Origin of the sequence: Pseudomonas sp. P39-UII1 (assembly GCF_039672635.1) — a bacterium.
GTDB lineage: Bacteria > Pseudomonadota > Gammaproteobacteria > Pseudomonadales > Pseudomonadaceae > Aquipseudomonas.
On the sequence record NZ_JBDFPP010000002.1, the window covers coordinates 108,925 to 133,035 of the forward strand.

Sequence of the window (24,111 nt, forward strand, 5' to 3'; positions counted from 1 at the left end):
GCGCTTCCAGGCAGAAGGGCCATGCAATCAAGGCCGCTTTATAACCCATTGTTATAGTTGAGTCAACTACAGCACCTATGATCAAAGGATCGAAGGGTCAAGCAAAAGGGCAATTGACACCTTGCTGTCATTAGGCCACTGTGCCCCTCTTTGGTTGGATCCAATGGGTTCACGTCATGTCACAGGCCAGTTCGTCCAATGTCAGCGGACGCGTTGTTCGCCCAAGGCTCCTCTGGCGCCTGTTGTTGCTGCTGGTGGTAATGCTGGGAGGCTTTCTTTACCTCTGCCTTGTGTGCCTCGGTGGCTACTTGGTGATCCAGGGGTTCGACGTTGAATACCCTCTGCGGCAGCGCCTGATGGCAGTGGGCGGTGGTGCCCTGATCCTGCTGGTGGGCCTGTGGCTGCTGAAGGTGGCGATGCCTCGGCGAATCACCCCGGTGCTCATCGAGTCGCAGCGCTGAATTCAGTTGCCACGCAGGCGGACTCAAGCGAGTACTATTGGCTAAGTTAACTTCGTCCCTCCCGCTGTGCCTGTGGAGTTTGCATGGTTTCAGCTGACTGCATCGATCAACCTGTCATGACCGCCAACCGCTATGAGCAGTTGGTGCAGTCGGTGGTGGACTACGCCATCTACATGCTCGACCCCTCTGGCCGGGTGGTGTCCTGGAACGCAGGTGCCGAGCGGATCAAAGGATATCGCGCCGACGAAGTCATTGGCCGGCATTTCTCGCTGTTTTTCACCCTCCAGGATTGCCTCGACGGGCGCCCCGATTACCTGCTCAACCAAGCCTTGGAGCAGGGCGTGGCCCAGGACGAAGGTTGGCGAGTGCGCAAGGACGGCACGCAATTCTGGGCGCTGGCCGCCCTCGATGTGATTCGTGATGACCTGGGGCAGATCATCGGCCTGGCCAAGGTCACCCGGGACATCACCGATCGTCGTGAGACGGCGTTGCAGCTCGATGCTGTCAGAGCACAGCTGTTCCAGGCTCAGAAGCTCGAGGCGCTCGGCCAGCTGACGGGCGGGTTGGCGCACGATTTCAACAACCTGCTGACCATCATCCTGACGTCGGCCAAGCTGGCGTTGGCCAGCCAGGACCCGGCCCGCGTGCAGCGCATGCTCGAGCACATCATCGATGCCGGCCAGCGTGGTACCGAGCTGACGCAGCAATTGCTTGCGTTCGCCCGGCATCGGCAGTTGGATGTTTCGCTGATCGAGCCTGCCACGCTGATGGTGTCTACCCGTAGCTTGCTGGAGCATGCGTTGCCGCGCGATATCGAGCTGCTGCAGCGTCTGCAGCCCGGTTTGCCCATGATCGAGGTGGATGCCGGGCAGTTGCAGATGGTGCTGCTCAACCTTTTGTTCAACGCCCGTGACGCGATCGGCGAGCGCGGCACCATCTGCATCGCGATCGAGGCTGTCGAACTCAATGGTGAGGTGGAAGGGTTGCTCGGCCCGTTCGTGTGTTTTGAAGTGCGCGACAGCGGGGCCGGCATCGACCCCCAGGTATTGCAGCGTATTTTCGAGCCGTTCTTCACCACCAAGCCGTTTGGCAAGGGTACAGGCCTTGGGCTCAGCCAGGCCTACGGCTTTGCCAAGCAGAGCAATGGCGCAATTACCGTGGACAGTACACTGGGCAAGGGCACGTGCATGCGCCTGTATCTGCCGGCGTCTGTCCAGGCTGGGCACGCTAAACTCAACAGGTAGCCACCATGGTTCAGGCACTCAAGCGGCTGTTGACGGGGATCGAAGGGCTCGACGCGCTGCTCAAGGGCGGCTTGGTGGCGGGCGCCTCGTACATCATTCAAGGCCCGCCCGGCGCGGGCAAGACCATTCTCGCCAACCAGTTGGCCTGCGGCCATGTGCGGGAAGGGGGGCGGGTGCTGGTGGCGACCTTGCTCAGTGAGTCTCATGAGCGGTTGTTCCAGTACCTGGCGACCTTGGAATTCTTCGACCCGAGCTTGGTGGGTGATCAGATCCAGTTCGTCAGCGCCTTCGATACCCTGGAGCAGGAGGGGCTCGATGCGGTGGTCAAACTGCTGCGCCAGGAAATCGGCCGGCAGCAGGCCAGCCTGCTGATCGTCGATGGCGTGCTCAATGCCCGGGTGCGCGCCGAAACGACCCTGGACACCAAAAAGTTCGTTTCCGAGCTGCAGGGCCACGCTGCCTTCGCAGGCTGCACCGTGTTGCTGCTGACCAGCGCACGGCTGGATGAAGGCAGCCCGGAGCACACCATGGTCGATGGCGTGATCGAACTGGGCGAACAACTGCTGGGCAGCCGCGCCGTGCGCCATGTACAGCTGCGCAAGACACGCGGCAGTGGGGCGCTGTCGGGGCGCCACGAGTGCCTGATCGACGAGGCCGGGATGCATGTCTACCCGCGCCTGGAGGCGTTGTACGGCCATCCCAGCCAGCTGGGTTGTGCCGAGTTGAGCCGGGTCACGACGGGTGTTACGGGGCTGGATGAAATGCTCGGTGGCGGCCTGACCACAGGGTCTGTCAGCCTGCTGATGGGGCCTTCGGGCATCGGCAAGACTTCCTTGGGCCTGGCCTTCCTTGGCGCGGCCACCGCCGAGGCGCCTGCCTTGCACTTCGGCTTCTATGAACCCCCTGCAAGGCTTCGCCTCAAGGCGGCGGCGCTGGGTCACGATTTTGCTGCGCTGGAGCGCCAGGGCACCCTGCAGTTGTGCTGGCAGCCCACCACCGAGGGTTTGCTGGACCAGGTCGGGGCACGCCTGTTGGAACACGTCGAGCAGCATGGCAGCAAGCGTGTGCTGATCGACAGCCTGGGTGCGTTCAGCCGCCTGGCGGTCGACCCTGCGCGCCTCAATGCGTTTTTCCGGGCATTGATGGGTGAGCTGCGGGCACGTAATGTCAGCGTGATGCTCACGTGGGAGATGCGTGACCTTTTCGGTTCGGAAATCACCGCGCCGGCGCCCGACCTGTCGAGCATCGTCGACAACCTCATACTGATGCGCTTTGTCGAGCTCGACTCGCAGCTGCGGCGCATGCTGTCGATCCTCAAGGTGCGCGACAGCCACCATGACCCCGCGTTGCACGAGCTGAACATAGGGCCGCAAGGGATCACCCTGCGCAAGGCCTTCGAGGGCACCTGCGGCGTGCTCTCGGGTACCCCGTTGCCGCAAGGAAGCGGGTGACGGAGCCAACCAATGAGCACCATCCTGATCGTCGATGACGAATACCTGATTGCCGATATCCTGGGCTTTGCCCTGGAGGATGAAGGCTTTCTGGTAGAAAAGGCGAGCAATGGGCGCAAGGCCTTGGAAGCGCTGACGGACAAGCGCGTGGAGCTGGTGATCACCGACTACATGATGCCGGTGCTCAATGGTGAAGAGCTGGTACTGGCAATACGCAAGGAGCTGCAGTTGCCTGACCTGCCGGTGATCCTGATGAGCGGCGCCCAGGCCAGCCAAGGACGTCCGGAGCTGTTCGCCGCAGTGTTCGACAAGCCGTTCGACATGGACAAGATGATCGCCAAGGTGCGTGAGCTGCTGGAAGCCTGAGGTTCAGGCTGCAGCCAATGCCAAGCATTCGATCAAGCGCGTCCGTGCGGCTTGAAGCGAGGCACTCAGTGTTGGTCGTCGTGTTTTTCCGGGGCCGGGCTGCCAGCCTGGATACGCTTGAAGATTTCTTCGCGGTGCACCTGAACATCTTTCGGTGCATCGATGCCAATCCTCACCTGCATCCCTTTGACGCCCAGAATGGTGACTTTGATGTCATCGTTGATGACGATGCTTTCGCCAACCTTACGGGTGAGTATCAGCATGTAATTCTCCTTGGTGATGTAGAAATCCGCTTGGCCAGGTGCCATAGCGGTGGGAGCCTGTCCCTCTTCCTCTCATTAAAGACGCTTTCGGCGGATATTAATTCCCCGTAAGACAAATTCTGTTGTGTGTCTTTAGTTGCAGGTGCCGATTTAAACGCGCCTGGCGTGTCGGCGGAGGTGGTCGGTGGCAAGGATAGGGCGCTTCGGCCTTTATGGGAAATTTCTCTGCATGATTGGGTAGATAGTCGGGGTCAATCATCATCGGTGTTTTCAAGGGCCTGGAGAAACAACAGCAACGCCACTTCTTCGGTGTCCAGCCCTTTGCGTACGCGGCGCCCTGGCAGGGCGGCCAGGCGGCCCAATGCGTAATGCTCGAGCACGGCGGGATGAATGTAGCAGCGCCTGCACACTGCCGGTGTGTTGCCCAAGCGCTCGGCAACCTGCTTGACGATGGTTGCAACCTGGCGCTTGGCTTCGGTTTCCGGCTCCCAGGCCAAGGGCCTGAGAAGGCTCAGCGCCAGGCTGCTGCCCGCCCAGGTGCGGTAGTCCTTTGCAGTAAAATCGGCGCCGGTCAGTTGCTGGAGAAACTGATTGACCTCGCTGGAGCCCACGCTGTGCCGCTGGCCGTCCTCGTCCAGGTACTGGAACAGCGCCTGCCCGGGCAACTCCATGCAGCGCTTGAGCAGGTTGGCCAGGCGCCGGTCGCGCAGGGTGACGTTGTGTTCCACCCCACGCTTGCCGCGGAACTGGAAGCGGATGGTACTGCCCTCGACCTTCACATGCCGGTTGCGCAGGGTGGTCAGGCCATAGGACTTGTTGTCACGCAGGTAGCGTTGGTTGCCGATGCGGATCAGCGTGTGGTCCAGCAGGCTGACCACCAGCGCCATGACTTTTTCCCGGTCCAGACCAGGGCGCGCCAGGTGAGCTTCCAGCTGCGCACGCAGCTTGGGCAAGGCCTGGGCAAAGGCCAGCATGCGCCCGTACTTGTGCTGGTCGCGCAGTTCACGCCACTGGGCGTGATAGCGGTACTGCTTGCGGCCGCGGGCATCGAGCCCGGTGGCTTGCAGGTGACCTTGCGGGTCGGCGCAAATCCACACATCGGTGTAGGCCGGCGGGATCACCAGGGCGGCAATGCGCGCCAGGGTGTCGCTGTCGCGCACGCGTTGGCCTTGCGCATCAAGGTAGATGAAGCGGTCGCGCCAGCGGCGCCGGGTCAGGCCAGGCTGGCTGTCTTCAACGTAATGCAGGCTGGGCGGCAGGGTGCAGTCGAGCATTGCGGTGGGCCTCGATCAGGTTTCTGATCAATGGACAACGGCCGCACGGCCGATGCTCAGCCCAACAGCGCGACCGATTTGATCTGTGCGTACAAGGCCTGGCCCGGGTGCAGGCCAAGCTGGTCTGCCGAGAAGCGGGTGATGCGTGCCAGCAAGGCGTTGCCCCCGACGTCCAGGCTGACCAGCACATGTGCCGGGTTGTCCGCCGGGCGTGTTTCACGCACCCGTACCGCCAGCCGGTTGAGGATGCTCGAGGCGCTGTCTGCCGCCAGCGTCAAGCTCACATCGCGAGCCTGCACCTTTACCCGCAAGGTGCTGCCCATGCTGTGCGCAGGGTGGGCGATGCGCAGCAACGGTGCGTCGCCACCGGGCAGGCGCAGGTCGAGCAGGTCGTAACAAGGGTCGTGGCCGACCACTATGCCCTCGAACACAACGCCGGCATCCTCGCCCTGGGCCAGCGACAGGTCCAGCCGTGCAAGCGTCTCGCCAATCGGCCCGCTGGCCATGGCCTTGCCTTGCTCCAGCAATACCAGGTGGTCGGCCAGCCGCGCCACTTCGTCCTGGGCATGGCTTACATACACCAGCGGGATATCCAGCTCGTCGTGCAGGCGCTCGAGGTAAGGCAGGATTTCCCATTTGCGTGGCCCGTCGAGGGCGGCGAGTGGCTCATCCATCAACAGCAGGCGCGGGCTGCTGAGCAGCGCCCTGGCGATACCGACGCGCTGGGCCTCGCCGCCGGACAAGGTAGCCGGCCGGCGTTCGAGCAGGTGGCCGATGCCCAGCAACTGGCAGGCCTGGTCGAGGCTGACCTTGCGCGCGCCTGGCGCAATCCGCCGCCAGCCGAACTCCAGGTTGCCACGCACAGAAAGGTGCGCAAACAGGCTGGCCTCCTGAAACACGTAGCCCACCGGGCGCAGGTGCGGTGCCTGGAAATAGCCACGCGCACTGTCCTCCCACACCTCGCCATTGACTTCGACGTAGGCGCTGCCAGCCCGCTCCAGCCCGGCCAGGCAGCGCAGGCAGGAGGTTTTGCCCGAGCCTGAATGGCCGAACAATGCGCTGATGCCGCGGCCGGGTAACTGCAGGTCGACATCCAGGGTGAAGTCGTCGCGCGCCAGTTTCAGGCGCGCCACAATTGATCCAGTCATTTCAGCTCCAGCCAGCCTTGTCGCGGCGCCCGGCGTACAGCAGGAGCAGCACCAGGAACGAGAACACCAGCATGGCACCGGCCAGCCAGTGGGCTTGAGAATATTCCATGGCCTCGACGTGATCGAAGATTTGCACCGAAACCACGCGGGTCTTGTCGGGGATATTGCCACCGATCATCAGCACCACGCCGAATTCACCCACGGTATGGGCGAAGCCGAGGATGCTGGCGGTGACGAAGCCGGGGCGTGCCAGCGGCAGCACCACATGGACGAATGTGTCCCACGGGCTGGCGCGCAGGGTGGCGGCGACTTCCAGCGGGCGCTGGCCGATCGCGCCGAAAGCATTCTGCAGGGGCTGTACCACGAACGGCATGGAGTACACCGTCGATCCGATCACCAGGCCGGTGAAGCTGAACACCACGCTGCCCAGGCCCAATGCCTGGGTAGCCTGGCCCAGCCAGCCGTGCGGGCCAAGGGCGATCAGCAGGTAAAAGCCGATCACCGTAGGGGGCAGCACCAGCGGCAACGCCACCACTGCGCCCACCGGCCCGCGCAGCCAGGAGCGCGTGCGCGCCAGCCACCAGGCGATGGGGGTGCCGATGACCAGCAGAATCAAGGTGGTCAGGCTGGCCAGTTTGACGGTCAGCCAGATTGCACCCAGGTCACCGGCGTCCAGTGGCATCAGAGTTCATAGCCGTAAGATTTGATCACAGCAGCGGCTTTCGGGCCTTTGAGGTATTCCACCAGGGCTTTGGCAGCCGCGTTGTCCTTGCCTTTATTGAGGATCACGGCGTCCTGGCGGATGGGGTCGTGCAGGTTGGATGGCACGATCCAGGCCGAGCCGTTGGTTACCTTGCCGTCCTTGTAGATCTGCGACAGGGCAACGAAGCCCAGCTCGGCGTTGCCGGTGGAAACGAACTGGAAGGCCTGGGTGATGTTCTGGCCTTCCACGATCTTGCCCTTGGTGGCTTCGGTCAGTTTCAGCTTGTCCAGTACCTGCGTGGCGGCAAGGCCGTAAGGGGCGGCTTTAGGGTTGGCGATGGACAGGTGCTTGAAGTCGTTCCTCTTCAGGACTTCGCCCTTGGCATCTACGTAGCCTGCTTTGGCCGACCACAGGGCCAAGGTGCCGATGGCGTAGGTGAAGCGCGAACCGGGGACGATTTCCTTTTCATCTTCAAGCTTCTTCGGGGTGCTGTCGTCAGCGGCAAGGAACACCTCGAACGGGGCGCCGTTCTTGATCTGCGCGTAGAACTGCCCGGTGGCGCCGTAGGCTGCGACCAGCGTGTGGCCGGTGTCTTTCTCGAAGTCTTTGGCAATGGCCTGGATCGGCGCGGTGAAGTTGGCGGCGACCGCGACCTGCACCTCGTCGGCCCAGGCGCTGTTGAGGGAAATCAGGCTGACGAAGGCGGTGGTGGCCAGGTGGGGCAGACGGATGCGCATGAACACAGCTCCTTGAGGTTATCGTTATAGCGCCAACTATATAGCGATAGGCCATTGGCCGGGAAGGGGCTGCACAGGCTGGATCTTTTCAGCGCGTTATAAGCGCCAATGCGCTAGCGGCAATCTCTTCGGTCAGCTGCTGTGCAGGGGCATGCTTGCCCAGCCGCAACGCCTGGCCCGACCACAAATTGCTGTAGTCGCTAATGCCCTGTGGGTCAGTGATTGCCCGCAGCGGCATCAGCGCACCGCCGGCCAGCGGGAAGCGCGGTGCCAGCTCACTCATTGGCCCAAGATCCCGCATGATGCGGTTATTGATACCGCGTGCCGGCCGCCCGGTGAACAGGTTGGTCAGGGCTGTATCGCTGGCCGATGCGCTGTCCAGCGCATGGCGGTGGGCTGAAGATACCTTGGCCTCGGGGCAGAACAGGTAAGCGGTGCCGATCTGCACGGCGCTGGCACCCAGGGCCAGCGCCGCGACCAGGCCGCGATGGTCGGCGATGCCGCCTGCGGCGATCACCGGCAGGCCCACCGCGTCGGCGATTTGCGGTACCAGGGCAAACGTGCCGATCTGGCTGGTGATGTCTTCGCTTAGGAACATGCCGCGATGGCCGCCGGCCTCATAGCCCATTGCAATGATTGCGTCGCAGCCGTTGGCCTCGAGCCACAGTGCTTCCTCCACCGTGGTGGCGCTGGACAGCACCTTGGCACCGGTGGCCTTTACCCGTTGCAGCAATGCCGCCTCTGGCAGGCCAAAGTGAAAGCTCACCACCTCTGGGCGCAATTGCTCGACCAGCTGGCAGCTTTGCTCATCGAAAGGTGCGCGGTTGGAGACGGGGGTGGGGGCCTGGAAGTCGGCGCCGACTTCGTCGTAATAGGGCTTGAGCGCCTGTTTCCACCGCGCGTCGCGGTCGCTGTCCGGGGCGGGCGGCTGGTGGCAGAAGAAATTCAGGTTCAGCGGGCGGCCCGGGCAAGCGCTGCGAAAGGCGGCGATCTCGCCACGCACCTGATCGCCGGTGAGCATGGCGCAGGGCAGGGCGCCAAGGCCCCCGGCGGTGGCCACGGCGATGGCCATGGCCGAACCGCTGGCCCCGGCCATGGGCGCCTGGAGGATGGGCAACTCGATGCCCAGCAGATCGAGGATACGACGGTCGGGCCAGTTGCTCATGCAGTTCTCCTGGGCGCGCAGCCTTACAGTGCCTTGCTCACCTGAATGTCGCTGATCTTGTCGGCGTCGTCGCCGTGGATCTTGCGCAAGGCATCGAGGGCCTGCTCTTGCGAGGCGTCGGGCATGACGGCGAAATCCCAGCGGCGCTCGCCGTCGAGCTTGTATTTGATGACGTACTTGATGTTCTGGGTCATGGCAGTCTTATCTGAGTTTCGACGACGAGCGACGGATGATCTTGATCTTGTGGCTCAAGGTTGGCTTGCGCGTTACCGAGATCGGGCGGGTGGTCACGGTGTCGATGGTGATGTTCCAGAAACCGGTGCTGGGTACCGTGATCTTGGCCGGGAAGTCAACGAACTGGCCGCCGTGGTAGGTGTGGCGACCGCCATTTTTGAAGCTGCGGAAGTTGGCGTCGTTCATCAGGCGGATGTTGCAGCGCTGAGAACACTCGATGACGACGATGTCGTCCTCGTTGAGGTGCTCGCGCTGGTGTACGAATTTCATGGAGTGCTCCACAAGGTCTGGTTCTGCAAACGCAAACGATAACACGATGTCGGGTTTCGCTGCCGCGCCTGATGGCAAGGGGCTAGATAAATCTGCCAGTTCACGGAGCAAAATGGCCTGGCGGTGGTCCTATGCATTCTTGACAGCTGAGGTGCGGCAAATGAAGTGGATGGTAGCGGCGTTGTCCCTGGCGCTGGGTGGATGTGTCAGCGTTTCGGAGCTTGAGCAGTCGCATGAAACGCTGGATGTGATCTCTGGCAAGACGCCGCGCGAGTATGCCGACTGCGTCAAGAATGAACTGGCCGATACCCGCGACCCGCTGGTCGAAGAACAGCGTGACGACGGGCTGCGCCTGATCGTGCCGCAAAAGCTGACAGCTGGCGCCGGGCCGGCGGCACTGGTGGACATCGACAAGCGCGGCAGCGGCAGCAGCATCAAGCTGCACGAGCGCCTGAACAACTTCCCCCTGCGCCTGGGTGATGTACGCACGGCGGCGACCAAATGCATCTCCGGCAGTTGATCTGGCGCAAGTAAAACGCGGTTAACAGGCCTTTTGCCATCCCTTGGTCGGGGTTGGCGTTGTTGCGAATTGCCTTACACGGCTAGTATCCATTTGCTTATGTTTTTTAAGCCTAAGCTTATAACAAAAGAAATGGAGATTCGTGATGATCCTGTTGAGTCGAGTCGTGATCGGCAGCGCGCTGATCCTGGCCTGGCCCATCGCGCACGCCGCTGATGGCCAGAAGATTTTTACCCAGGGCGGGAGCAACCCCGCCGCCATGGCTTGCCTTGGCTGCCATGGCCCGGATGGCAAAGGTATCGCCGCCGCTGGCTTCCCGCGCCTGGCGGGCTTGCCGGCCGGCTACCTGAGCAAACAATTGCATGACTGGCGCACGGGCAGCCGCAAGCAGCCGGTCATGGAACCGCTGGCCAAAGCGCTGACAGACGACGAAATCATGGCGGTCAGCAGCTACCTGGCCAGCCTGCCGGGCGACCCTGCACCCAATCTGCGTCGTCAGCAGATCGCCAACGACCCCACCACGCGCCTGGCCCTGTACGGTGATTGGAGCCGGCAAATACCCGGTTGTGTGCAGTGCCATGGCCCAGGTGGCAGCGGTGTCGGTGAGCACTTTCCACCGCTGGCTGGGCAGCCTGCCAGTTACCTGGTGGCACAGCTCAACGGCTGGCGCGACGGTAGCCGCAGCAACGACCCCAACCAGCTGATGGTCGGTGTGGCCAAGGCCATGACCGACGATGAAGTCGTGGCGATCGCCGACTACTTCGCCAACCCCGCCAGCCCGGAGGTCAAGCCATGAAAGCCTGGATGCCGACTTTGCTGCTGTTAGCGGTGGGCAGTGCCCTCGCTGCGCCCATCACCATGGAAGACCAGTCGCAATTGACCGTTCCGCCCGCCCAGGCCCCGGCGCAATTCGCCCCGCCGGCCGAAGGCGAACTGCCGGACAACGCCTTCGGCAAGCTGGTTCGCGAAGGCCATGCGTTGTTCGTCGATACCCGCCGCTTGATGCCGGACGCTGTGGGCAACGGCATGAACTGCAGCAACTGCCACCTGGACCAGGGGCGCCTGGCCCATTCTGCGCCGATGTGGGGTGCTTACCCGATGTACCCGGCTTATCGCAAGAAAAACGACAAGGTCAACACCTATGCCGACCGCATTCAGGGCTGCTTCCAGTTCAGCATGAACGGCAAGCCGCCAGCGGCCGATAGCCCGCAGATGACGGCGCTGTCGGCATACGCCTACTGGCTGTCGACCAAGGCGCCTACAGGCGTGGAGCTTGCCGGGCGCGGGTACCCCGACGTGCCTCAGCCGCAGGGTGGCTATGACTTCAAGCGTGGCCAACAGGTTTACCGCGAACAGTGCGCCATTTGCCACGGCGACAAGGGTGAAGGCCAGAAAGTAGCCGGTGAATATGTGATGCCGCCGTTGTGGGGCAAGGATTCCTACAATTGGGGCGCCGGTATGCACCGTATCAACACGGCGGCTTCCTTCATCAAGCACAACATGCCGCTGGGCAAGTCGGGCAGCTTGAGTGACCAACAGGCCTGGGATGTGGCGGCCTGGATCAACCGCCATGAGCGTCCGCAAGACCCTCGGCTGGTGGAGGGCTCGGTCGAGAAGACCCGGTTGAAGTTCCATGCCAATGACGGGGTCAACCTGTATGGGCAGAAGGTCGAGGGTGTGGTGATCGGGCAGGGGACGGGTGGTTGACGGTGCATGCCGACAGTCGTCGAGGGTCGTAATATTTACGAACCCTCGGAACTATCTACACTGGGTTATCTCTATGATCCCATTGGTCGTCTGCAGGCGGGGCATTGTAAGGTGTCTTCCGCCTGATTAGACTGCGCCGAATTCCACAGTGTCTGCCTTATTTTAAGGACGTATATGATCAAGAAATGCTTGTTCCCGGCAGCCGGTTACGGCACTCGCTTCCTGCCTGCTACCAAAGCCATGCCCAAGGAAATGCTGCCGGTGGTCAACAAGCCACTGATCCAGTATGGCGTTGAAGAGGCCCTGGACGCTGGCCTGAACGAGATTTCCATCGTCACCGGCCGTGGCAAGCGCGCCCTGGAAGACCACTTCGACATCAGCTACGAGCTGGAAAACCAGATCAAGGGCACCGACAAGGAAAAATACCTGGTCGGTATCCGCCGCCTGCTGAACGAGTGCTCGTTCTCCTACACCCGCCAGACCGAAATGAAAGGCCTGGGCCACGCCATCCTGACCGGCCAGCCGCTGATCGGTGACGAGCCGTTCGCCGTGGTGCTGGCGGACGACCTGTGTGTCAACCCTGAAGGCGACGGCGTACTGACCCAGATGGTCAAGCTGTACAACCAGTTCCGCTGCTCGATCATCGCCATCCAGGAAGTCGACCCGCAGGAAACCAACAAATACGGCGTCATCGCCGGCGACATGATCCGCGACGACATCTTCCGTGTGACCAACATGGTCGAGAAACCCGCCCCGGAAGACGCCCCGTCGAACCTGGCGATCATTGGCCGTTACATCCTCACCCCGGACATCTTCGACATCATCCGCAACACCCCGCCGGGCAAAGGTGGCGAGATCCAGATCACCGACGCCCTGATGCAGCAGGCGCAGAACGGCTGCGTGATTGCCTACAAGTTCAAAGGCCAGCGCTTCGACTGCGGCGGCGCCGAAGGGTACATCGACGCGACCAACTTCTGCTTCGAAAACTACTACAAGACCGGCAAGGCGTACTGAATCGCCTCCGCAGGTCGACAAGCCACCCTTCGGGGTGGCTTTTTTGTTTGTGGCGGCCAACGGCGGTATGCTGAGCGCCAGCCAAGGAGACTGAATACATGGCCTACGATTTTGATCTGTTCGTGATTGGCGCCGGTTCCGGCGGTGTGCGCGCGGCGCGCTTTGCTGCGGGCTTTGGCGCGAAGGTGGCGGTAGCCGAAAGCCGCTACCTGGGCGGTACCTGCGTCAACGTTGGCTGCGTGCCGAAAAAGCTGCTGGTGTATGGCGCCCACGTTGCCGATGAGCTGGAGCAAGCCGCAGGCTTCGGCTGGACCCTGGAAGAGGGCCATTTCGATTGGGGCACCCTGATCGCCAACAAGAACCGCGAGATCGAGCGCCTCAACGGCATCTATCGCAACCTGCTGGTCAACAGCGGTGTGACCTTGCTGCAAGGCCATGCGCGCATCACCGGTGCCAACGAAGTGGAAGTGGAAGGCCAGCGCTACAGCGCCAGGCACATCCTCATCGCGACCGGCGGCTGGCCACAGGTGCCGGACATTCCGGGCAAGGAACTGGCCATCACCTCCAACGAAGCGTTCTACCTCAAGCAGCTGCCCCGCCGCGTGCTGGTAGTGGGCGGTGGGTACATCGCGGTGGAGTTTGCCGGCATTTTCCAGGGCCTGGGCGCCGACACCACGCTGCTGTATCGCGGCGACCTGTTCTTGCGCGGGTTCGACGGTTCGGTGCGGATCCACCTGAAGGAAGAACTGCAAAAGCGTGGCCTGGACCTGCAGTTCAACGCTGACATCCAGCGTATCGACAAGCTCGAAGACGGCAGCCTCAAGGCCACCCTCAAGGACGGCCGCGAGCTGCTTGCCGACTGCGTGTTCTACGCCACCGGCCGGCGCCCGATGCTCGACAATCTGGGCTTGGAGAACACCGGCGTGGAGCTTGACCCACGGGGCTTCATCCGCGTCGACGAGCAGTACCAGACCACCGCGCCGTCGATCCTCGCCATCGGCGACGTAATCGGCCGGGTGCAGCTCACCCCTGTTGCCCTGGCCGAAGGCATGGCGGTTGCACGTCGCCTGTTCAAACCCGAGCAGTACCGCCCGGTGGATTACCAGAACATCCCAACGGCGGTGTTCAGCCAGCCACCGATCGGCACCGTGGGCCTGACCGAGGAACAGGCGCTGGAGGCCGGGCACAAGGTGCAGATCTTCGAAAGCCGCTTCCGCGCCATGAAGCTCACCCTCACCGATATTCAGGAAAAGACCCTGATGAAGCTGGTGGTGGATGCCGAAACCGACAAAGTACTCGGCTGCCATATGGTCGGCCCTGACGCCGGCGAGATCATTCAGGGCCTGGGTATCGCGCTGAAAGCAGGCGCCACCAAGCAGCAGTTCGACGACACGATCGGCGTGCACCCGACGGCCGCCGAAGAGTTCGTCACCATGCGCACCGTTACGCGTTAAACCTCACCGGCCCTATCGCCGGCAAGCCGGCTCCCACAGGTATTGCACAAGTCCATGGGCCTGCGCTGTACCTGTGGGAGCTGGCTTGCCGGCGATGGGGCCAATGAATCCAGCGCAATCCTTTGCTCAGCCCAATCCCTTCTATTAATAAACCCTGCTTATAGCCAAAACCAATCGCAAGCATGAGCTTTGCCAATGAGCCTTCAGCGCAATGATTAGTTAGGATTCTATCCATCAACTGATTCCAACCCCATGAAGGAGCGTCTCTCATGCCTATCATCAACAGCCAGGTCAAACCGTTCAACGCCACCGCCTTCCACAACGGCGAATTCGTTCAGGTAAGCGAAGCCGACCTGAAAGGCAAGTGGTCTGTCGTGTTCTTCTACCCGGCCGACTTCACCTTCGTTTGCCCGACCGAGCTGGGTGACCTTGCTGACAACTACGCCGAGTTCCAGAAGCTGGGCGTGGAAATCTACGGCGTGTCCACCGACACCCACTTCACCCACAAAGCCTGGCACGACACTTCGGAAACCATCGGCAAGATCAAGTACCCGCTGATCGGTGACCCAACCCACGTCATCTCGCGCAACTTCGACGTGCTGATCGAAGAAGCCGGCCTGGCCGATCGCGGTACCTTCGTGATCAACCCGGAAGGCCAGATCAAGATCGTCGAAATCAACGACGGTGGTGTCGGCCGTGATGCCAGCGAGCTGCTGCGCAAGGTCAAAGCTGCCCAGTACGTTGCCGCTCACCCAGGCGAAGTCTGCCCGGCCAAGTGGAAAGAAGGCGAAGCCACTCTGGCGCCATCGCTGGACCTGGTCGGCAAGATCTAAGGCCATGCGTCAATCGTGGGCGGTGAGCAGCCGCCAAAGCTGACCTTCTCACTGCCCCGCCAAACGCCCGGGCGCTACTGCCTGGGCGTTTTTGTATCCGAAGTTTGAATAAGGAATCGCCCGTATGTTGGACGCCACGCTTAAATCGCAACTGAAAACCTACCTGGAGCGGGTCACCCAGCCGATCGAGATCGTAGCTTCCCTCGACGACGGCGCGAAGTCCCGCGAATTACACGACCTGCTGGTGGAAATCGCCGGCCTGTCGAACCTCATTACCCTGAGCGTGGACGGCACCGACAGCCGTCGCCCTTCGTTCTCGCTCAATCGCCCGGGGGCGGACATCAGCCTGCGGTTTGCCGGCATCCCCATGGGCCACGAATTCACCTCCCTGGTGCTGGCGCTGCTGCAAGTCGGCGGCCATCCGTCCAAGGCCAGTGCCGAAGTGATCGAACAGATCCAGGCGCTGGAAGGCGAGTTCACCTTCGAAACCTACTTCTCGCTGTCGTGCCAGAACTGCCCGGACGTGGTGCAAGCGCTGAACCTGATGGCGGTGCTCAACCCTAACGTGCGCCACGTGGCCATCGATGGTGCGCTGTTCCAGGATGAAGTCGAGTCGCGCAAGGTCATGGCGGTACCGAGCATCTACCTGAACGGTGAAGTGTTCGGCCAGGGCCGCATGGGTCTGGAAGAAATCCTCGGCAAGATCGACACCAGCGCTGGCGCCCGTCAGGCCGAGAAGATCAACGCCAAGGACGCCTTCGACGTGCTGGTGGTCGGCGGTGGCCCGGCCGGTGCATCGGCGGCCATCTATGCCGCGCGCAAAGGCATCCGCACCGGTGTCGCCGCCGAGCGCTTTGGCGGCCAGGTGCTCGATACCCTGGCCATCGAGAACTTCATCTCGGTGCAGGAAACCGAAGGGCCGAAGCTGGCCACAGCGCTGGAAGAGCACGTCAAGCAGTACGACGTCGACATCATGAACCTGCAGCGCGGCGAAGCGCTGATCCCGGCCACCGACGGCGGCCTGCATGAAGTGCGCCTCGCCGGCGGCGCCTCGCTCAAGGCCAAGACCGTGATCCTCGCCACCGGTGCCCGCTGGCGCGAAATGAACGTGCCAGGCGAGCAGGAGTACCGTTCCCGTGGCGTGGCCTACTGCCCGCACTGCGACGGCCCGCTGTTCAAGGGCAAGCGCGTGGCGGTAATCGGTGGCGGCAACTCGGGCGTGGAAGCGGCCATCGACCTGGCCGGCATCGTCGCCCAGGTGACGCTCATCGAGTTCGACAGCCAGCTGCGCGCCGACGCCGTGCTGCAGCGCAAGTTGCACAGCCTGCCGAACGTCAAGGTGATCACCAGTGCGCTGACCACTGAAGTGCTGGGCAACGGCGAAAAAGTCACCGGCCTGCGCTACAAGGACCGCACCAGCGACGAGCTGCATGACCTGGCGCTGGAAGGCATCTTCGTGCAGATCGGCCTGCTGCCGAACACCGATTGGCTCAAGGGTACGGTCGAGTTGTCACCGCGTGGCGAGATCATCGTCGACGCCAAGGGCGCGACCAATGTGCCGGGCGTGTTCGCGGCGGGTGATGTGACCACGGTGCCGTACAAGCAGATCGTCATCGCCGTGGGCGAGGGCGCCAAGGCCTCGCTGTCGGCCTTCGACCACCTCATCCGCACCTCGGCACCGGCGTAAGCTGCGTAAGCTGGACCGGCCTCATCGCGGGCAAGCCCGCTCCTACAGGTACCGTATCGTACGTGTAGGAGCGGGCTTGCCCGCGATGAGGCCGGTCATGCCCGCCCAATTCCGAAGGTGTCTATGATGAGTGCAGACACCCTCAGGAATCTCACCCATGACCCTGATCAGCCGCGAACCCTGGTGGCTAGTGCCGCCAAAGCCCGGGCAGAAAGAGCAGGACCTGCACTGGGGCTACCTGGAAATCTACGCCGACGGGCGCACCGTGTTCGTCGACCAGCGCCCCAGTGAGCGGGAACTGGCCGAACGCAAAAGCTGCCGCAACTTTCCCGAACCGGATCACTGAGTGGCCTAGCCTTCGAGCTCGGCCAGGCGCGCCTCCAGTGCTGCAATGCGTGCTTCCAGGGCTTCGATCCGCTCTTCCGAGACGCTGGCGCCACTGCTGCGTGCGCCACCTTCCTGCTGGCGCGCGGCAAGAATCGCCTCGATTTCAGCCGGGTCGCCCAGCGCGTGGGTATAGCGGTCTTCACGCTGGCCGGCCTGGCGCGGCAGGTGCAAGGCCAGCCCGCGGGAGATCAGGCGTTCGAGCTGGTGCTGGATCTGTTCGGTGTCGTCGAAATCGTGCAGGCGGTTGCTGCGGGTCAGCAGTTCGTTGAGGGTCTGTGGCCCGCGCAGGAACATCAGGCCCATCAGTATCAGTTGTGCCGGTACCAGCTCCAGGGCTTTGTCTACGCGCTGTTCCCAGCGGTCGGCGCGGCTGCCCATCTGCAGCCGCGTCATGTCCTGGCCCTCGAGGGCACGCAGAGCCTGCCCGACTTGGCCTTGGGTGAGGTTCATGACCGGCTCGCGGCTGGTCTTCTGGTTGCAGGCCAGCAGCAGGGCATTGAGGGTCAGCGGGTAGCTCTCAGGGCTGGTGGCCTGTTTTTCGATCAGCGAGCCGAGAATACGGATCTCGATAGCGGTGAAGCGGCCTTCGTCTGTGGTTTGGTCTTCTGACATGGCCCTGTCTCATTGCGAGGAAAAGGCCACTAGCGTAGGTAAAGCCGCCGTTCAAGGCAATCGGGACCGCGTTGCGGCCCCAATATATTCAAGCGCTACGCCGCTCTTCAGCCTCGCACGCCGCCGCCGTGAACAGCACATCGGTCGACGAATTCAGTGCAGTCTCTGCCGAATCCTGCAATACGCCGATGATGAAGCCCACGGCCACCACCTGCATGGCGATTTCGCTGGGAATGCCGAACAGGCTGCACGCCAGCGGAATCAGCAGCAGCGAGCCACCGGCCACACCCGATGCACCGCAGGCGCACACAGCCGCCACCACACTCAGCAGCACGGCCGTCGGCAGGTCGACCGGGATGCCCAGCGTGTGCACCGCGGCCAGGGTCAGCACGGTGATGGTGATGGCGGCGCCGGCCATGTTGATGGTCGCACCCAACGGAATCGACACCGAGTAGGTGTCCTCATGCAGCCCCAAACGCTCCGACAGCGCCAGGTTGACCGGAATGTTGGCGGCCGAACTGCGGGTGAAGAAGGCCGTGATACCGCTCTCGCGCAAGCACAGCAAGGTGAGTGGGTAAGGGTTGCGGCGAATCTTCCAGAACACGATCAGCGGGTTCATCACCAGTGCCACGAACAGCATGCAGCCGATCAGCACCCCCAGCAGGTGCAGATAACCCAGCAGGGCATCCAGGCCAGACTGGGCGAGGGTAGAGCTGACCAGGCCGAAGATGCCCAGCGGGGCGAAACGGATGACCACCCGCACCAGCAGGGTGACGCCATTGGACAGGTCGTCGACCATGGTGCGGGTGGTTTCGCTGGCGTGGCGCAGGGCCACGCCCAGGCCAATGGCCCAGGTCAGCACGCCGATGAAGTTGGCATTGACCAACGCGCTGACCGGGTTATCGACGGCGCTCAGCAGCAGGTTCTGCATCACTTCGACGATACCGCCCGGCGCACTCAGCGAAGCTTCACCTGTGCTCAGGGCCAGCGGTGAAGGGAACAGCATGCTGGCGACCACGGCTACCACTGCGGCTGCGAAGGTGCTCAGCAGGTACAGAAAGAGAATCGGGCGGATGTGGGTTTGCTGGCCGTGGCGATGGTTGGCGATCGAAGCCATGACCAGCACGAACACCAGCACCGGTGCTACCGCTTTCAGGGCGCTGACGAACACCTTGCCGAGGAACGCCAGGTCGCGGGCGATGGCCGGCGCCAGCAGGGCCAGGGCGATGCCGGCGATCAGGCCGATGACGATCTGGCTCACCAGGCTGGTGCGGTTGAGGATGCGCAGGATGGGGGACATGTGCAGCGGTATCTCGGTGTCTTCTAAAGCGCGCGACTTTACCATGTCACCAGTGAAACAACTCTTTTCTCGCACCTTCGGTAATGGCCACGATCCCGGGATGCTTGACCTTGCGCTCCACTGAAATGGCATAGAACGACTCATGCACGGCTTCGGTCTGGCCGATCAGCTCCACTGCATACTGGCGGCACACTTCCTCTGCAATCACGCTCGGGGCGACGAAAATGCCGCTGCCCGACTGGCCGAACGCCTGCATCAGGGCGCTGTCGTCGAACTCGCCGACGATTCGCGGCTGCACCTGCTGATCGCCCAGCCAGCGCAGCAGGCGGCTGCGTACCACGGTCTCCTGGCCGGGGATCAGCAACGGCGCATCGTGCAGGCAGGCGGGGAAGGCACCGGCATGGCGCTGCGCCAGGGCCTTCGTGGCGAAAAAACTCAGGCCGCATTCGCCGAGCTTCTGGCTGTAGCCCTTGATGTCCAGGTGGCTGGGCATCGGGCTGTCGGAAATCACCAGGTCCAGGCGCTGAATGGCAAGGTCGGCCAGCAACCGTTCCAGTTTGTCTTCCCGGCAGTTGATGCGCAGCACGTCGTCCAGCTCCATGGTGGGGGCGAGCAGGCGGTAGACGATCGACTTGGGCACCACGTCGGCCACGCCAACGCGGAACAGGATCTGCTCCTGCGGGCCTGCGCGCAGCATGGCCTCCAGCTCACCGCCAAGCTGGAACATCTGCTCGGCATAGGCCAAGGTTTGCCGGCCGGTCTCGGTCAGCTCCAACTGGCGGCCGACCCGCTGGAACAGCTCCAGGCCATAGGTCTGCTCAAACAGGCTGATCTGGCCGCTGATGGTTTGCGGGGTCAGGTTGAGCTGCTCACTGGCGCGGGCAATGCTGCCGGTCTTGGCCACGGCCCAGAAGTAATGCAGCTGACGGTAGTTGAGCATCGACGCGTTCTCGATTCGTAAAAACCGAAGTATAACCCCTGAAAATACGAATTTTCCTGATGTATCGGCGTCTTTAGAATTCGACCCCATCAGGCGCATTGCGCGCCGTCGGGATATCGACAAGCGAGGACCCCATGCTGCAATTCAAATCCATCGGCACGCCACTGGTGCTAGCCTTGGCCCTGTTCACCCTGGCCGGTTGCGACCAGGCCGAGAAATCCGCCCAGCAGATGTTGGACCAGGCGGCCAAATCGGCCAAGCAAGCCATCGATGACACCAACAAGGCGGCGCAGAACGCGTTGAGCGACGCCATCGGCACCGAAGGGCAGAAGCCCGAGGGTGACGACCAGCAAGACAAGACCCAGGACATCTGACCCAGAACCGTTGCAGGACTGAAAAATGGAATATCTGCTGGAACTCGCCGCAAGCCCCACCGCCTGGGTCGCCCTTGCCACGTTGGTGGCGATGGAAGTCGTACTGGGCATCGATAACCTGATCTTCATCTCGATCCTGACCAACAAGTTGCCGGTCGAATACCGCTCCAAGGCGCGCCGTATCGGTATCAGCGTGGCCTTGGTCATGCGCCTGGCGTTGCTCAGCACGGTGGCCTGGATCGTTCAGTTGACCGACCCGGTGTTCGAGGTGTTCGGTAATGCCTTCTCCTGGAAGGACGTGATCCTGATTGCCGGTGGCCTGTTCCTGCTGTGGAAGGCAACCAAGGAAATCCACGAGAGTGTCGACCCGCACGGCGCCAAGGAAGAGGCCAAGGTGTCCTCCACGGTTACCTTGGGCTTCGCTGCAGCGATCTTCCAGATCCTGCTGCTGGACATCGTGTTCTCGGTCGACAGCATCATCACCGCCGTGGGCATGACCGAGCACCTGCCGATCATGATCATCGCCGTGATCGCCGCCGTGATCGTGATGATGGTGGCCGCCGACCCGCTGGCCAACTTCATCAACGACAACCCGACCGTGGTGATGTTGGCCCTGGGCTTCCTGATCATGATCGGCATGACGCTGATCGCCGAAGGTTTCGGTGCCCACGTGCCGAAGGGTTATGTGTATGCGGCGATGGCCTTCTCGACCGTGATCGAGATCCTCAACATTCTGTCGCGCCGGGCACGGATGAAGCGCGAAGCTGCCGAAGGTTGATGCAGGGCGGGGGCGCATAGCGCCCCATTCGCCGGCAAGCCGGCTTCCACAAGTACCGTACTGTTATTGAAGCAGTGCAGTACCTGTGGAAGCCGGCTTGCCGGCGACTGAGTTTAAAGATCTGAGAATCAATGCACCCCGGCATGCCGCCGTGCACGGCTGACCGGCCTTGGTTTGGGCGCAACCTGCGGTGGCAGGGGATGCTGTGAATGACGCCGTACGATACGCAGAACACCCCATAACATGGCGGCTGCAACGCTAAGCCACATACCCACCAGCATGAGAATTGCCATTGTCAGGCTCATGTGTGCCTCCTTCTCTCGGGCTGGCCCACGGCTCGCCCTCCAGACACTGCTTTAGTCTAGCTCCGGCTGTGTGACGTTCAATTGATCTAAGGTCTATTGCTTGGTTCGTTTGGTTCCAAGCCAGCGCCGGGCTATACCCGGGCGGCGCCGCACCCTATCATCGTTGGCCAGAGCCAGGCGCTGCCAGCCTGGCGCCAGAACAAGCGAGTGTCCATGGAGCAAATTTCCTTCAAGTCTTTGGCTGCCGGCCCACGGCGGCTCATGCTTGCCTGCCTGCTGGCGGCGACCGTGGCCGGTTGCGCGAGCACGCCACCCGCCACGCTCAAGGGCTTGCCACAGCGGGTGGAGATCAGCAGCGTGCCGTTCTACCGCGGCAATGCCAACCACAGCGGCGCCATGGCCCTGGCGGCACTGCTCTCGCAGCAGGGCGCGCCGATCACCCCAGGGCTGCTGGACAAACCGTTGAACCTGCCACAGGGCGCCGAGGCGCTGGGCACCAGCATCCCCCGCGTGGCCCGCGATTACGGCATGGTGGTCTACCCGCTGGACAAACAGCTTGATGCCTTGTTGACACAAGTGGCCGCTGGCAACCCGGTGCTGCTGCGTTATGAGGAAGGTTCGGCGTGGTGGAGTGAGCCGCGCTATGCGCTGCTGATCGGCTATGACCACTACAAGCAGCGGGTGCTGCTGCGCTCCGGCATGCACCGGCGGCAAATGATGGCCTTTGACGATTTCGCTTCGGCGTGGGCGCAGGAGGGGAGTTGGGCGGTACTGGTGCAGCCGCCGCGGCAACTGCCAGCCCAGGTGGACCGGCAGCGCTGGCTGCAGGCTGCCGACGAACTGGCCCGGGCGGGCCAGGAAGTGGCGGCAAAGCAGGCAGTGACCAGCCTGGGCCGGTAGCCCTGCCAGCGCCGGCCCTCATGCGGGCCGGCGCTGTTTGCATCAGAAGCCCAGGCGATCGCGCAGGCTGTAGTACCAGGCACCGATGGCGCTGAACGGCACACGCAGCATCTGGCCACCCGGGAACGGGTAGTGCGGCAGGCCGGCGAACGCGTCGAAACGTTCGGCCTGGCCGCGCAGCGCTTCGGCCAACACCTTGCCTGCCAGGTGGGTGTAGGTGACACCGTGGCCCGAGCAACCCTGCGAGTAATAGATGTTGTCGCCGATGCGGCCAACCTGAGGCAGGCGCGACAGGGTCAGCAGGAAGTTGCCGGTCCAGGCGTAGTCGATCTTCACGTCCTTCAGTTGCGGGAAGGCCTTGAGCATCTTCGGGCGGATGATCGCTTCGATGTTGGCCGGGTCGCGTGCACCGTACACCACGCCACCGCCGAAGATCAGGCGCTTGTCGCTGGTCAGGCGGTAGTAGTCGAGCAGGTAGTTGCAGTCCTCGACGCAATAGTCCTGCGGCAGCAGGGTGCGGGCCAGTTCTTCGCTCAGCGGCTCGGTGGTGATCACCTGGGTGCCGCATGGCATCGACTTGGAAGCCAGCTCTGGCACCAGGTTGCCCAGGTAGGCGTTGCCGGCGACGATGATGAACTTGGCGCGCACCTTGCCCTGCGGGGTATGCACGACCGGGTTGGCGCCACGCTCGATGCGGATGGCCGGGGTCTGCTCATAAATGATGCCGCCCAGCGACTCGACCGCGGCAGCTTCGCCCAGGGCCAGGTTCAGCGGGTGGATGTGGCCACCGCTCATGTCCAGCATGCCGCCGATGTAGCTGTCGCAGGCAACCACTTCACGGATGCGCTTCTGGTCCATCAGCTCCAGCTGGTTGTGGCCGAAGCGTTCCCACAGGCGCTTTTGCGATTCCAGGTGGCCCATTTGCTTGGACGTGAGCGCTGCAAACACACCGCCGTCTTTCAGGTCGCACTGGATGTTGTACTTGGCAACGCGCTCACGGATGATGCGGCCGCCTTCAAAGGCCATGTGGCCCAGCAGTTGCGCCTGCTTTGGGCCGACGGTGCGTTCGATGACGTCGATGTCGCGGCTATAGCTGTTGACGATCTGGCCGCCGTTGCGGCCCGACGCGCCAAAGCCGACCTTGGCCGCTTCGACGATGCTCACCTTGAAGCCGTTTTCCAGCAGGAACAGTGCGCTGGACAGGCCGGTGTAGCCGGCGCCGATGATGCACACATCGGTTTCCACCTCACCCTGCAGCGCCGGACGTGGCGGCACCGGGTTGGCCGAGGCGGCGTAGTAGGACTGGGGGTAGGGGGTATTGGCCATGCTCGAGAAACCTCGTGTTTTATATTTTTAACGAATGTACCGATGCTATCAATAATAATAAACACCCGCTAGTCGTCCGTTGAAAATCCTTTACCGGCCCCTGGCTGGCCCTTCTCTATAAAGGGGTTAAGATTCAGTGGGTTAGCGCGAAAAAAAGTGTTGACACCGGTTTTGGAATGCGTAGAATGCGCACCACACGACAGGCACATAGCTCAGTTGGTTAGAGCACCACCTTGACATGGTGGGGGTCGTTGGTTCGAGTCCAATTGTGCCTACCAAACTTCAGAAGGGGCGATCCGAAAGGGTCGCCCTTTTTGCATTCTGCGCGTCGCCAAAGCGCTGCGCTGCAGAAGCGGCAGGGTTCTGAAAGTTTTTGATTTTTTTGAAAAAAAACGCTTTACAGGTGTGCTTTCGATGACTAATATGCGCACCACACGACAGGCACATAGCTCAGTTGGTTAGAGCACCACCTTGACATGGTGGGGGTCGTTGGTTCGAGTCCAATTGTGCCTACCAAACATCAGAAAGGGCGATCCGAAGGGATCGCCCTTTTTGCATTTGCGCGCTCGGCGGCCGGGCGGTATGTAGCAAGGTGTAACGTATGGTCGCGGTTCGGGCCAGGGGCCGCCATGCTAGAATCCGCCGCTTCGAAACTGGA

The 24,111-nt window shown here is 62.4% G+C and carries 27 protein-coding genes and 2 tRNA genes; 17 read left to right on the forward strand and 12 right to left on the reverse strand.

Features of this window, described 5'->3' with window-relative positions; translation table 11 throughout:
* Nucleotides 1–176: 176 nt before the first annotated feature.
* The 4 genes from ABEH27_RS03110 to ABEH27_RS03125 all read left to right on the forward strand — a co-directional run bounded on the left by ABEH27_RS03110 (nt 177) and on the right by ABEH27_RS03125 (nt 3,522).
* Nucleotides 177–461, forward strand: a complete 285-nt coding sequence (locus ABEH27_RS03110; protein WP_346612161.1) for a hypothetical protein — start codon at nt 177–179, stop codon at nt 459–461.
* 83 nt (nt 462–544) lie between these two features.
* Nucleotides 545–1,705 (forward strand): ATP-binding protein, encoded by a 1,161-nt coding sequence (locus ABEH27_RS03115; protein ID WP_346612162.1) that lies wholly within the window; start codon nt 545–547, stop codon nt 1,703–1,705.
* A gap of 5 nt (nt 1,706–1,710) precedes the next feature.
* Nucleotides 1,711–3,156 (forward strand): ATPase domain-containing protein, encoded by a 1,446-nt coding sequence (locus ABEH27_RS03120; RefSeq protein WP_346612163.1) that lies wholly within the window; start codon nt 1,711–1,713, stop codon nt 3,154–3,156.
* Between the two features lie 12 nt (nt 3,157–3,168).
* Nucleotides 3,169–3,522, forward strand: a complete 354-nt coding sequence (locus ABEH27_RS03125; RefSeq protein WP_346612164.1) for a response regulator — start codon at nt 3,169–3,171, stop codon at nt 3,520–3,522.
* Nucleotides 3,523–3,587: 65 nt separating this feature from the next.
* Here ABEH27_RS03125 and csrA read toward each other — a convergent pair whose 3' ends face one another.
* The 8 genes from csrA to ABEH27_RS03165 form a co-directional block, all read right to left on the reverse strand.
* Nucleotides 3,588–3,785, reverse strand: a complete 198-nt coding sequence (csrA, locus tag ABEH27_RS03130) for a carbon storage regulator CsrA (protein WP_012315047.1) — start codon at nt 3,783–3,785, stop codon at nt 3,588–3,590.
* A gap of 251 nt (nt 3,786–4,036) precedes the next feature.
* Nucleotides 4,037–5,059 (reverse strand): DNA topoisomerase IB, encoded by a 1,023-nt coding sequence (locus ABEH27_RS03135; RefSeq protein WP_346612165.1) that lies wholly within the window; start codon nt 5,057–5,059, stop codon nt 4,037–4,039.
* Between the two features lie 56 nt (nt 5,060–5,115).
* Nucleotides 5,116–6,207: a molybdenum ABC transporter ATP-binding protein gene (gene modC, locus ABEH27_RS03140; RefSeq protein WP_346612166.1), complete on the reverse strand. Its 1,092-nt coding sequence runs from the start codon at nt 6,205–6,207 to the stop codon at nt 5,116–5,118.
* 1 nt (nt 6,208) lies between these two features.
* On the reverse strand, nt 6,209–6,889 hold the full coding sequence (gene modB, locus ABEH27_RS03145) for a molybdate ABC transporter permease subunit (RefSeq protein ID WP_346612167.1): 681 nt from the start codon (nt 6,887–6,889) through the stop codon (nt 6,209–6,211).
* The gene (gene modA / locus ABEH27_RS03150) at nt 6,889–7,647 is read right to left on the reverse strand and encodes a molybdate ABC transporter substrate-binding protein (protein WP_346612168.1); all 759 of its coding nucleotides are present in this window, start codon (nt 7,645–7,647) and stop codon (nt 6,889–6,891) included. The genes modB and modA overlap by 1 nt, the downstream gene beginning before the upstream one ends.
* An 88-nt stretch (nt 7,648–7,735) precedes the next feature.
* Entirely contained in the window at nt 7,736–8,812 is a 1,077-nt protein-coding gene (locus tag ABEH27_RS03155) for a nitronate monooxygenase (RefSeq protein WP_346612169.1), read from the reverse strand.
* A gap of 23 nt (nt 8,813–8,835) precedes the next feature.
* Nucleotides 8,836–9,006: a hypothetical protein gene (locus ABEH27_RS03160; RefSeq protein WP_095115567.1), complete on the reverse strand. Its 171-nt coding sequence runs from the start codon at nt 9,004–9,006 to the stop codon at nt 8,836–8,838.
* A 7-nt stretch (nt 9,007–9,013) separates the two neighbouring features.
* Nucleotides 9,014–9,316: a DUF1883 domain-containing protein gene (locus ABEH27_RS03165; protein ID WP_016487931.1), complete on the reverse strand. Its 303-nt coding sequence runs from the start codon at nt 9,314–9,316 to the stop codon at nt 9,014–9,016.
* Between the two features lie 160 nt (nt 9,317–9,476).
* Here ABEH27_RS03165 and ABEH27_RS03170 point away from each other — a divergent pair, with 160 nt between their 5' ends.
* The 8 genes from ABEH27_RS03170 (at nt 9,477) to ABEH27_RS03205 (ending at nt 16,877) form a co-directional block, all read left to right on the forward strand.
* Complete coding sequence (locus ABEH27_RS03170) at nt 9,477–9,836, forward strand: hypothetical protein (RefSeq protein WP_346612170.1); 360 nt, start codon at nt 9,477–9,479, stop codon at nt 9,834–9,836.
* A gap of 145 nt (nt 9,837–9,981) precedes the next feature.
* Nucleotides 9,982–10,632, forward strand: a complete 651-nt coding sequence (locus ABEH27_RS03175) for a c-type cytochrome (protein ID WP_346612171.1) — start codon at nt 9,982–9,984, stop codon at nt 10,630–10,632.
* Nucleotides 10,629–11,543: a c-type cytochrome gene (locus ABEH27_RS03180; protein WP_346612172.1), complete on the forward strand. Its 915-nt coding sequence runs from the start codon at nt 10,629–10,631 to the stop codon at nt 11,541–11,543. Before ABEH27_RS03175 ends, ABEH27_RS03180 begins: the two co-directional genes overlap by 4 nt.
* A gap of 174 nt (nt 11,544–11,717) precedes the next feature.
* Nucleotides 11,718–12,557 carry a UTP--glucose-1-phosphate uridylyltransferase GalU gene (gene galU, locus ABEH27_RS03185; protein ID WP_012315035.1) on the forward strand — a complete coding sequence of 280 codons (840 nt, stop codon included), beginning with the start codon at nt 11,718–11,720 and terminating at the stop codon, nt 12,555–12,557.
* 98 nt (nt 12,558–12,655) lie between these two features.
* The gene (gorA, locus tag ABEH27_RS03190; RefSeq protein WP_346612173.1) at nt 12,656–14,011 is read left to right on the forward strand and encodes a glutathione-disulfide reductase; all 1,356 of its coding nucleotides are present in this window, start codon (nt 12,656–12,658) and stop codon (nt 14,009–14,011) included.
* A gap of 269 nt (nt 14,012–14,280) precedes the next feature.
* Entirely contained in the window at nt 14,281–14,844 is a 564-nt protein-coding gene (ahpC, locus tag ABEH27_RS03195) for an alkyl hydroperoxide reductase subunit C (protein ID WP_033696855.1), read from the forward strand.
* A gap of 124 nt (nt 14,845–14,968) precedes the next feature.
* On the forward strand, nt 14,969–16,531 hold the full coding sequence (ahpF, locus tag ABEH27_RS03200) for an alkyl hydroperoxide reductase subunit F (RefSeq protein WP_346612174.1): 1,563 nt from the start codon (nt 14,969–14,971) through the stop codon (nt 16,529–16,531).
* A 157-nt stretch (nt 16,532–16,688) separates the two neighbouring features.
* Entirely contained in the window at nt 16,689–16,877 is a 189-nt protein-coding gene (locus ABEH27_RS03205) for a hypothetical protein (RefSeq protein WP_346612175.1), read from the forward strand.
* A 5-nt stretch (nt 16,878–16,882) separates the two neighbouring features.
* Here ABEH27_RS03205 and ABEH27_RS03210 read toward each other — a convergent pair whose 3' ends face one another.
* From ABEH27_RS03210 to nhaR, 3 genes are all read right to left on the reverse strand, one after another.
* Nucleotides 16,883–17,530, reverse strand: a complete 648-nt coding sequence (locus tag ABEH27_RS03210; protein ID WP_346612176.1) for a DUF480 domain-containing protein — start codon at nt 17,528–17,530, stop codon at nt 16,883–16,885.
* 88 nt (nt 17,531–17,618) lie between these two features.
* Entirely contained in the window at nt 17,619–18,830 is a 1,212-nt protein-coding gene (sstT, locus tag ABEH27_RS03215) for a serine/threonine transporter SstT (RefSeq protein WP_346612177.1), read from the reverse strand.
* Nucleotides 18,831–18,876: 46 nt separating this feature from the next.
* Nucleotides 18,877–19,770 carry a transcriptional activator NhaR gene (nhaR, locus tag ABEH27_RS03220; RefSeq protein WP_346612178.1) on the reverse strand — a complete coding sequence of 298 codons (894 nt, stop codon included), beginning with the start codon at nt 19,768–19,770 and terminating at the stop codon, nt 18,877–18,879.
* A 134-nt stretch (nt 19,771–19,904) separates the two neighbouring features.
* Here nhaR and ABEH27_RS03225 point away from each other — a divergent pair, with 134 nt between their 5' ends.
* The 3 genes from ABEH27_RS03225 to ABEH27_RS03235 all read left to right on the forward strand — a co-directional run bounded on the left by ABEH27_RS03225 (nt 19,905) and on the right by ABEH27_RS03235 (nt 22,127).
* The gene (locus ABEH27_RS03225) at nt 19,905–20,144 is read left to right on the forward strand and encodes a hypothetical protein (RefSeq protein WP_346612179.1); all 240 of its coding nucleotides are present in this window, start codon (nt 19,905–19,907) and stop codon (nt 20,142–20,144) included.
* 25 nt (nt 20,145–20,169) lie between these two features.
* A complete protein-coding gene (locus ABEH27_RS03230) occupies nt 20,170–20,922 on the forward strand; it encodes a TerC family protein (protein ID WP_346612180.1) in 753 nt (250 codons plus the stop codon).
* Nucleotides 20,923–21,383: 461 nt separating this feature from the next.
* Entirely contained in the window at nt 21,384–22,127 is a 744-nt protein-coding gene (locus ABEH27_RS03235; RefSeq protein ID WP_346612527.1) for a peptidase C39 family protein, read from the forward strand.
* A 42-nt stretch (nt 22,128–22,169) separates the two neighbouring features.
* Here ABEH27_RS03235 and ABEH27_RS03240 read toward each other — a convergent pair whose 3' ends face one another.
* The gene (locus tag ABEH27_RS03240) at nt 22,170–23,453 is read right to left on the reverse strand and encodes an FAD-binding oxidoreductase (protein WP_346612181.1); all 1,284 of its coding nucleotides are present in this window, start codon (nt 23,451–23,453) and stop codon (nt 22,170–22,172) included.
* A gap of 201 nt (nt 23,454–23,654) precedes the next feature.
* Between ABEH27_RS03240 and ABEH27_RS03245 the strand changes: the two genes are divergently transcribed.
* Together ABEH27_RS03245 and ABEH27_RS03250 are read left to right on the forward strand one after the other, a co-directional pair.
* Nucleotides 23,655–23,731 (forward strand) — tRNA-Val (locus ABEH27_RS03245).
* Between the two features lie 161 nt (nt 23,732–23,892).
* A tRNA-Val gene (locus ABEH27_RS03250) sits at nt 23,893–23,969 on the forward strand.
* Nucleotides 23,970–24,111: the final 142 nt, after the last annotated feature.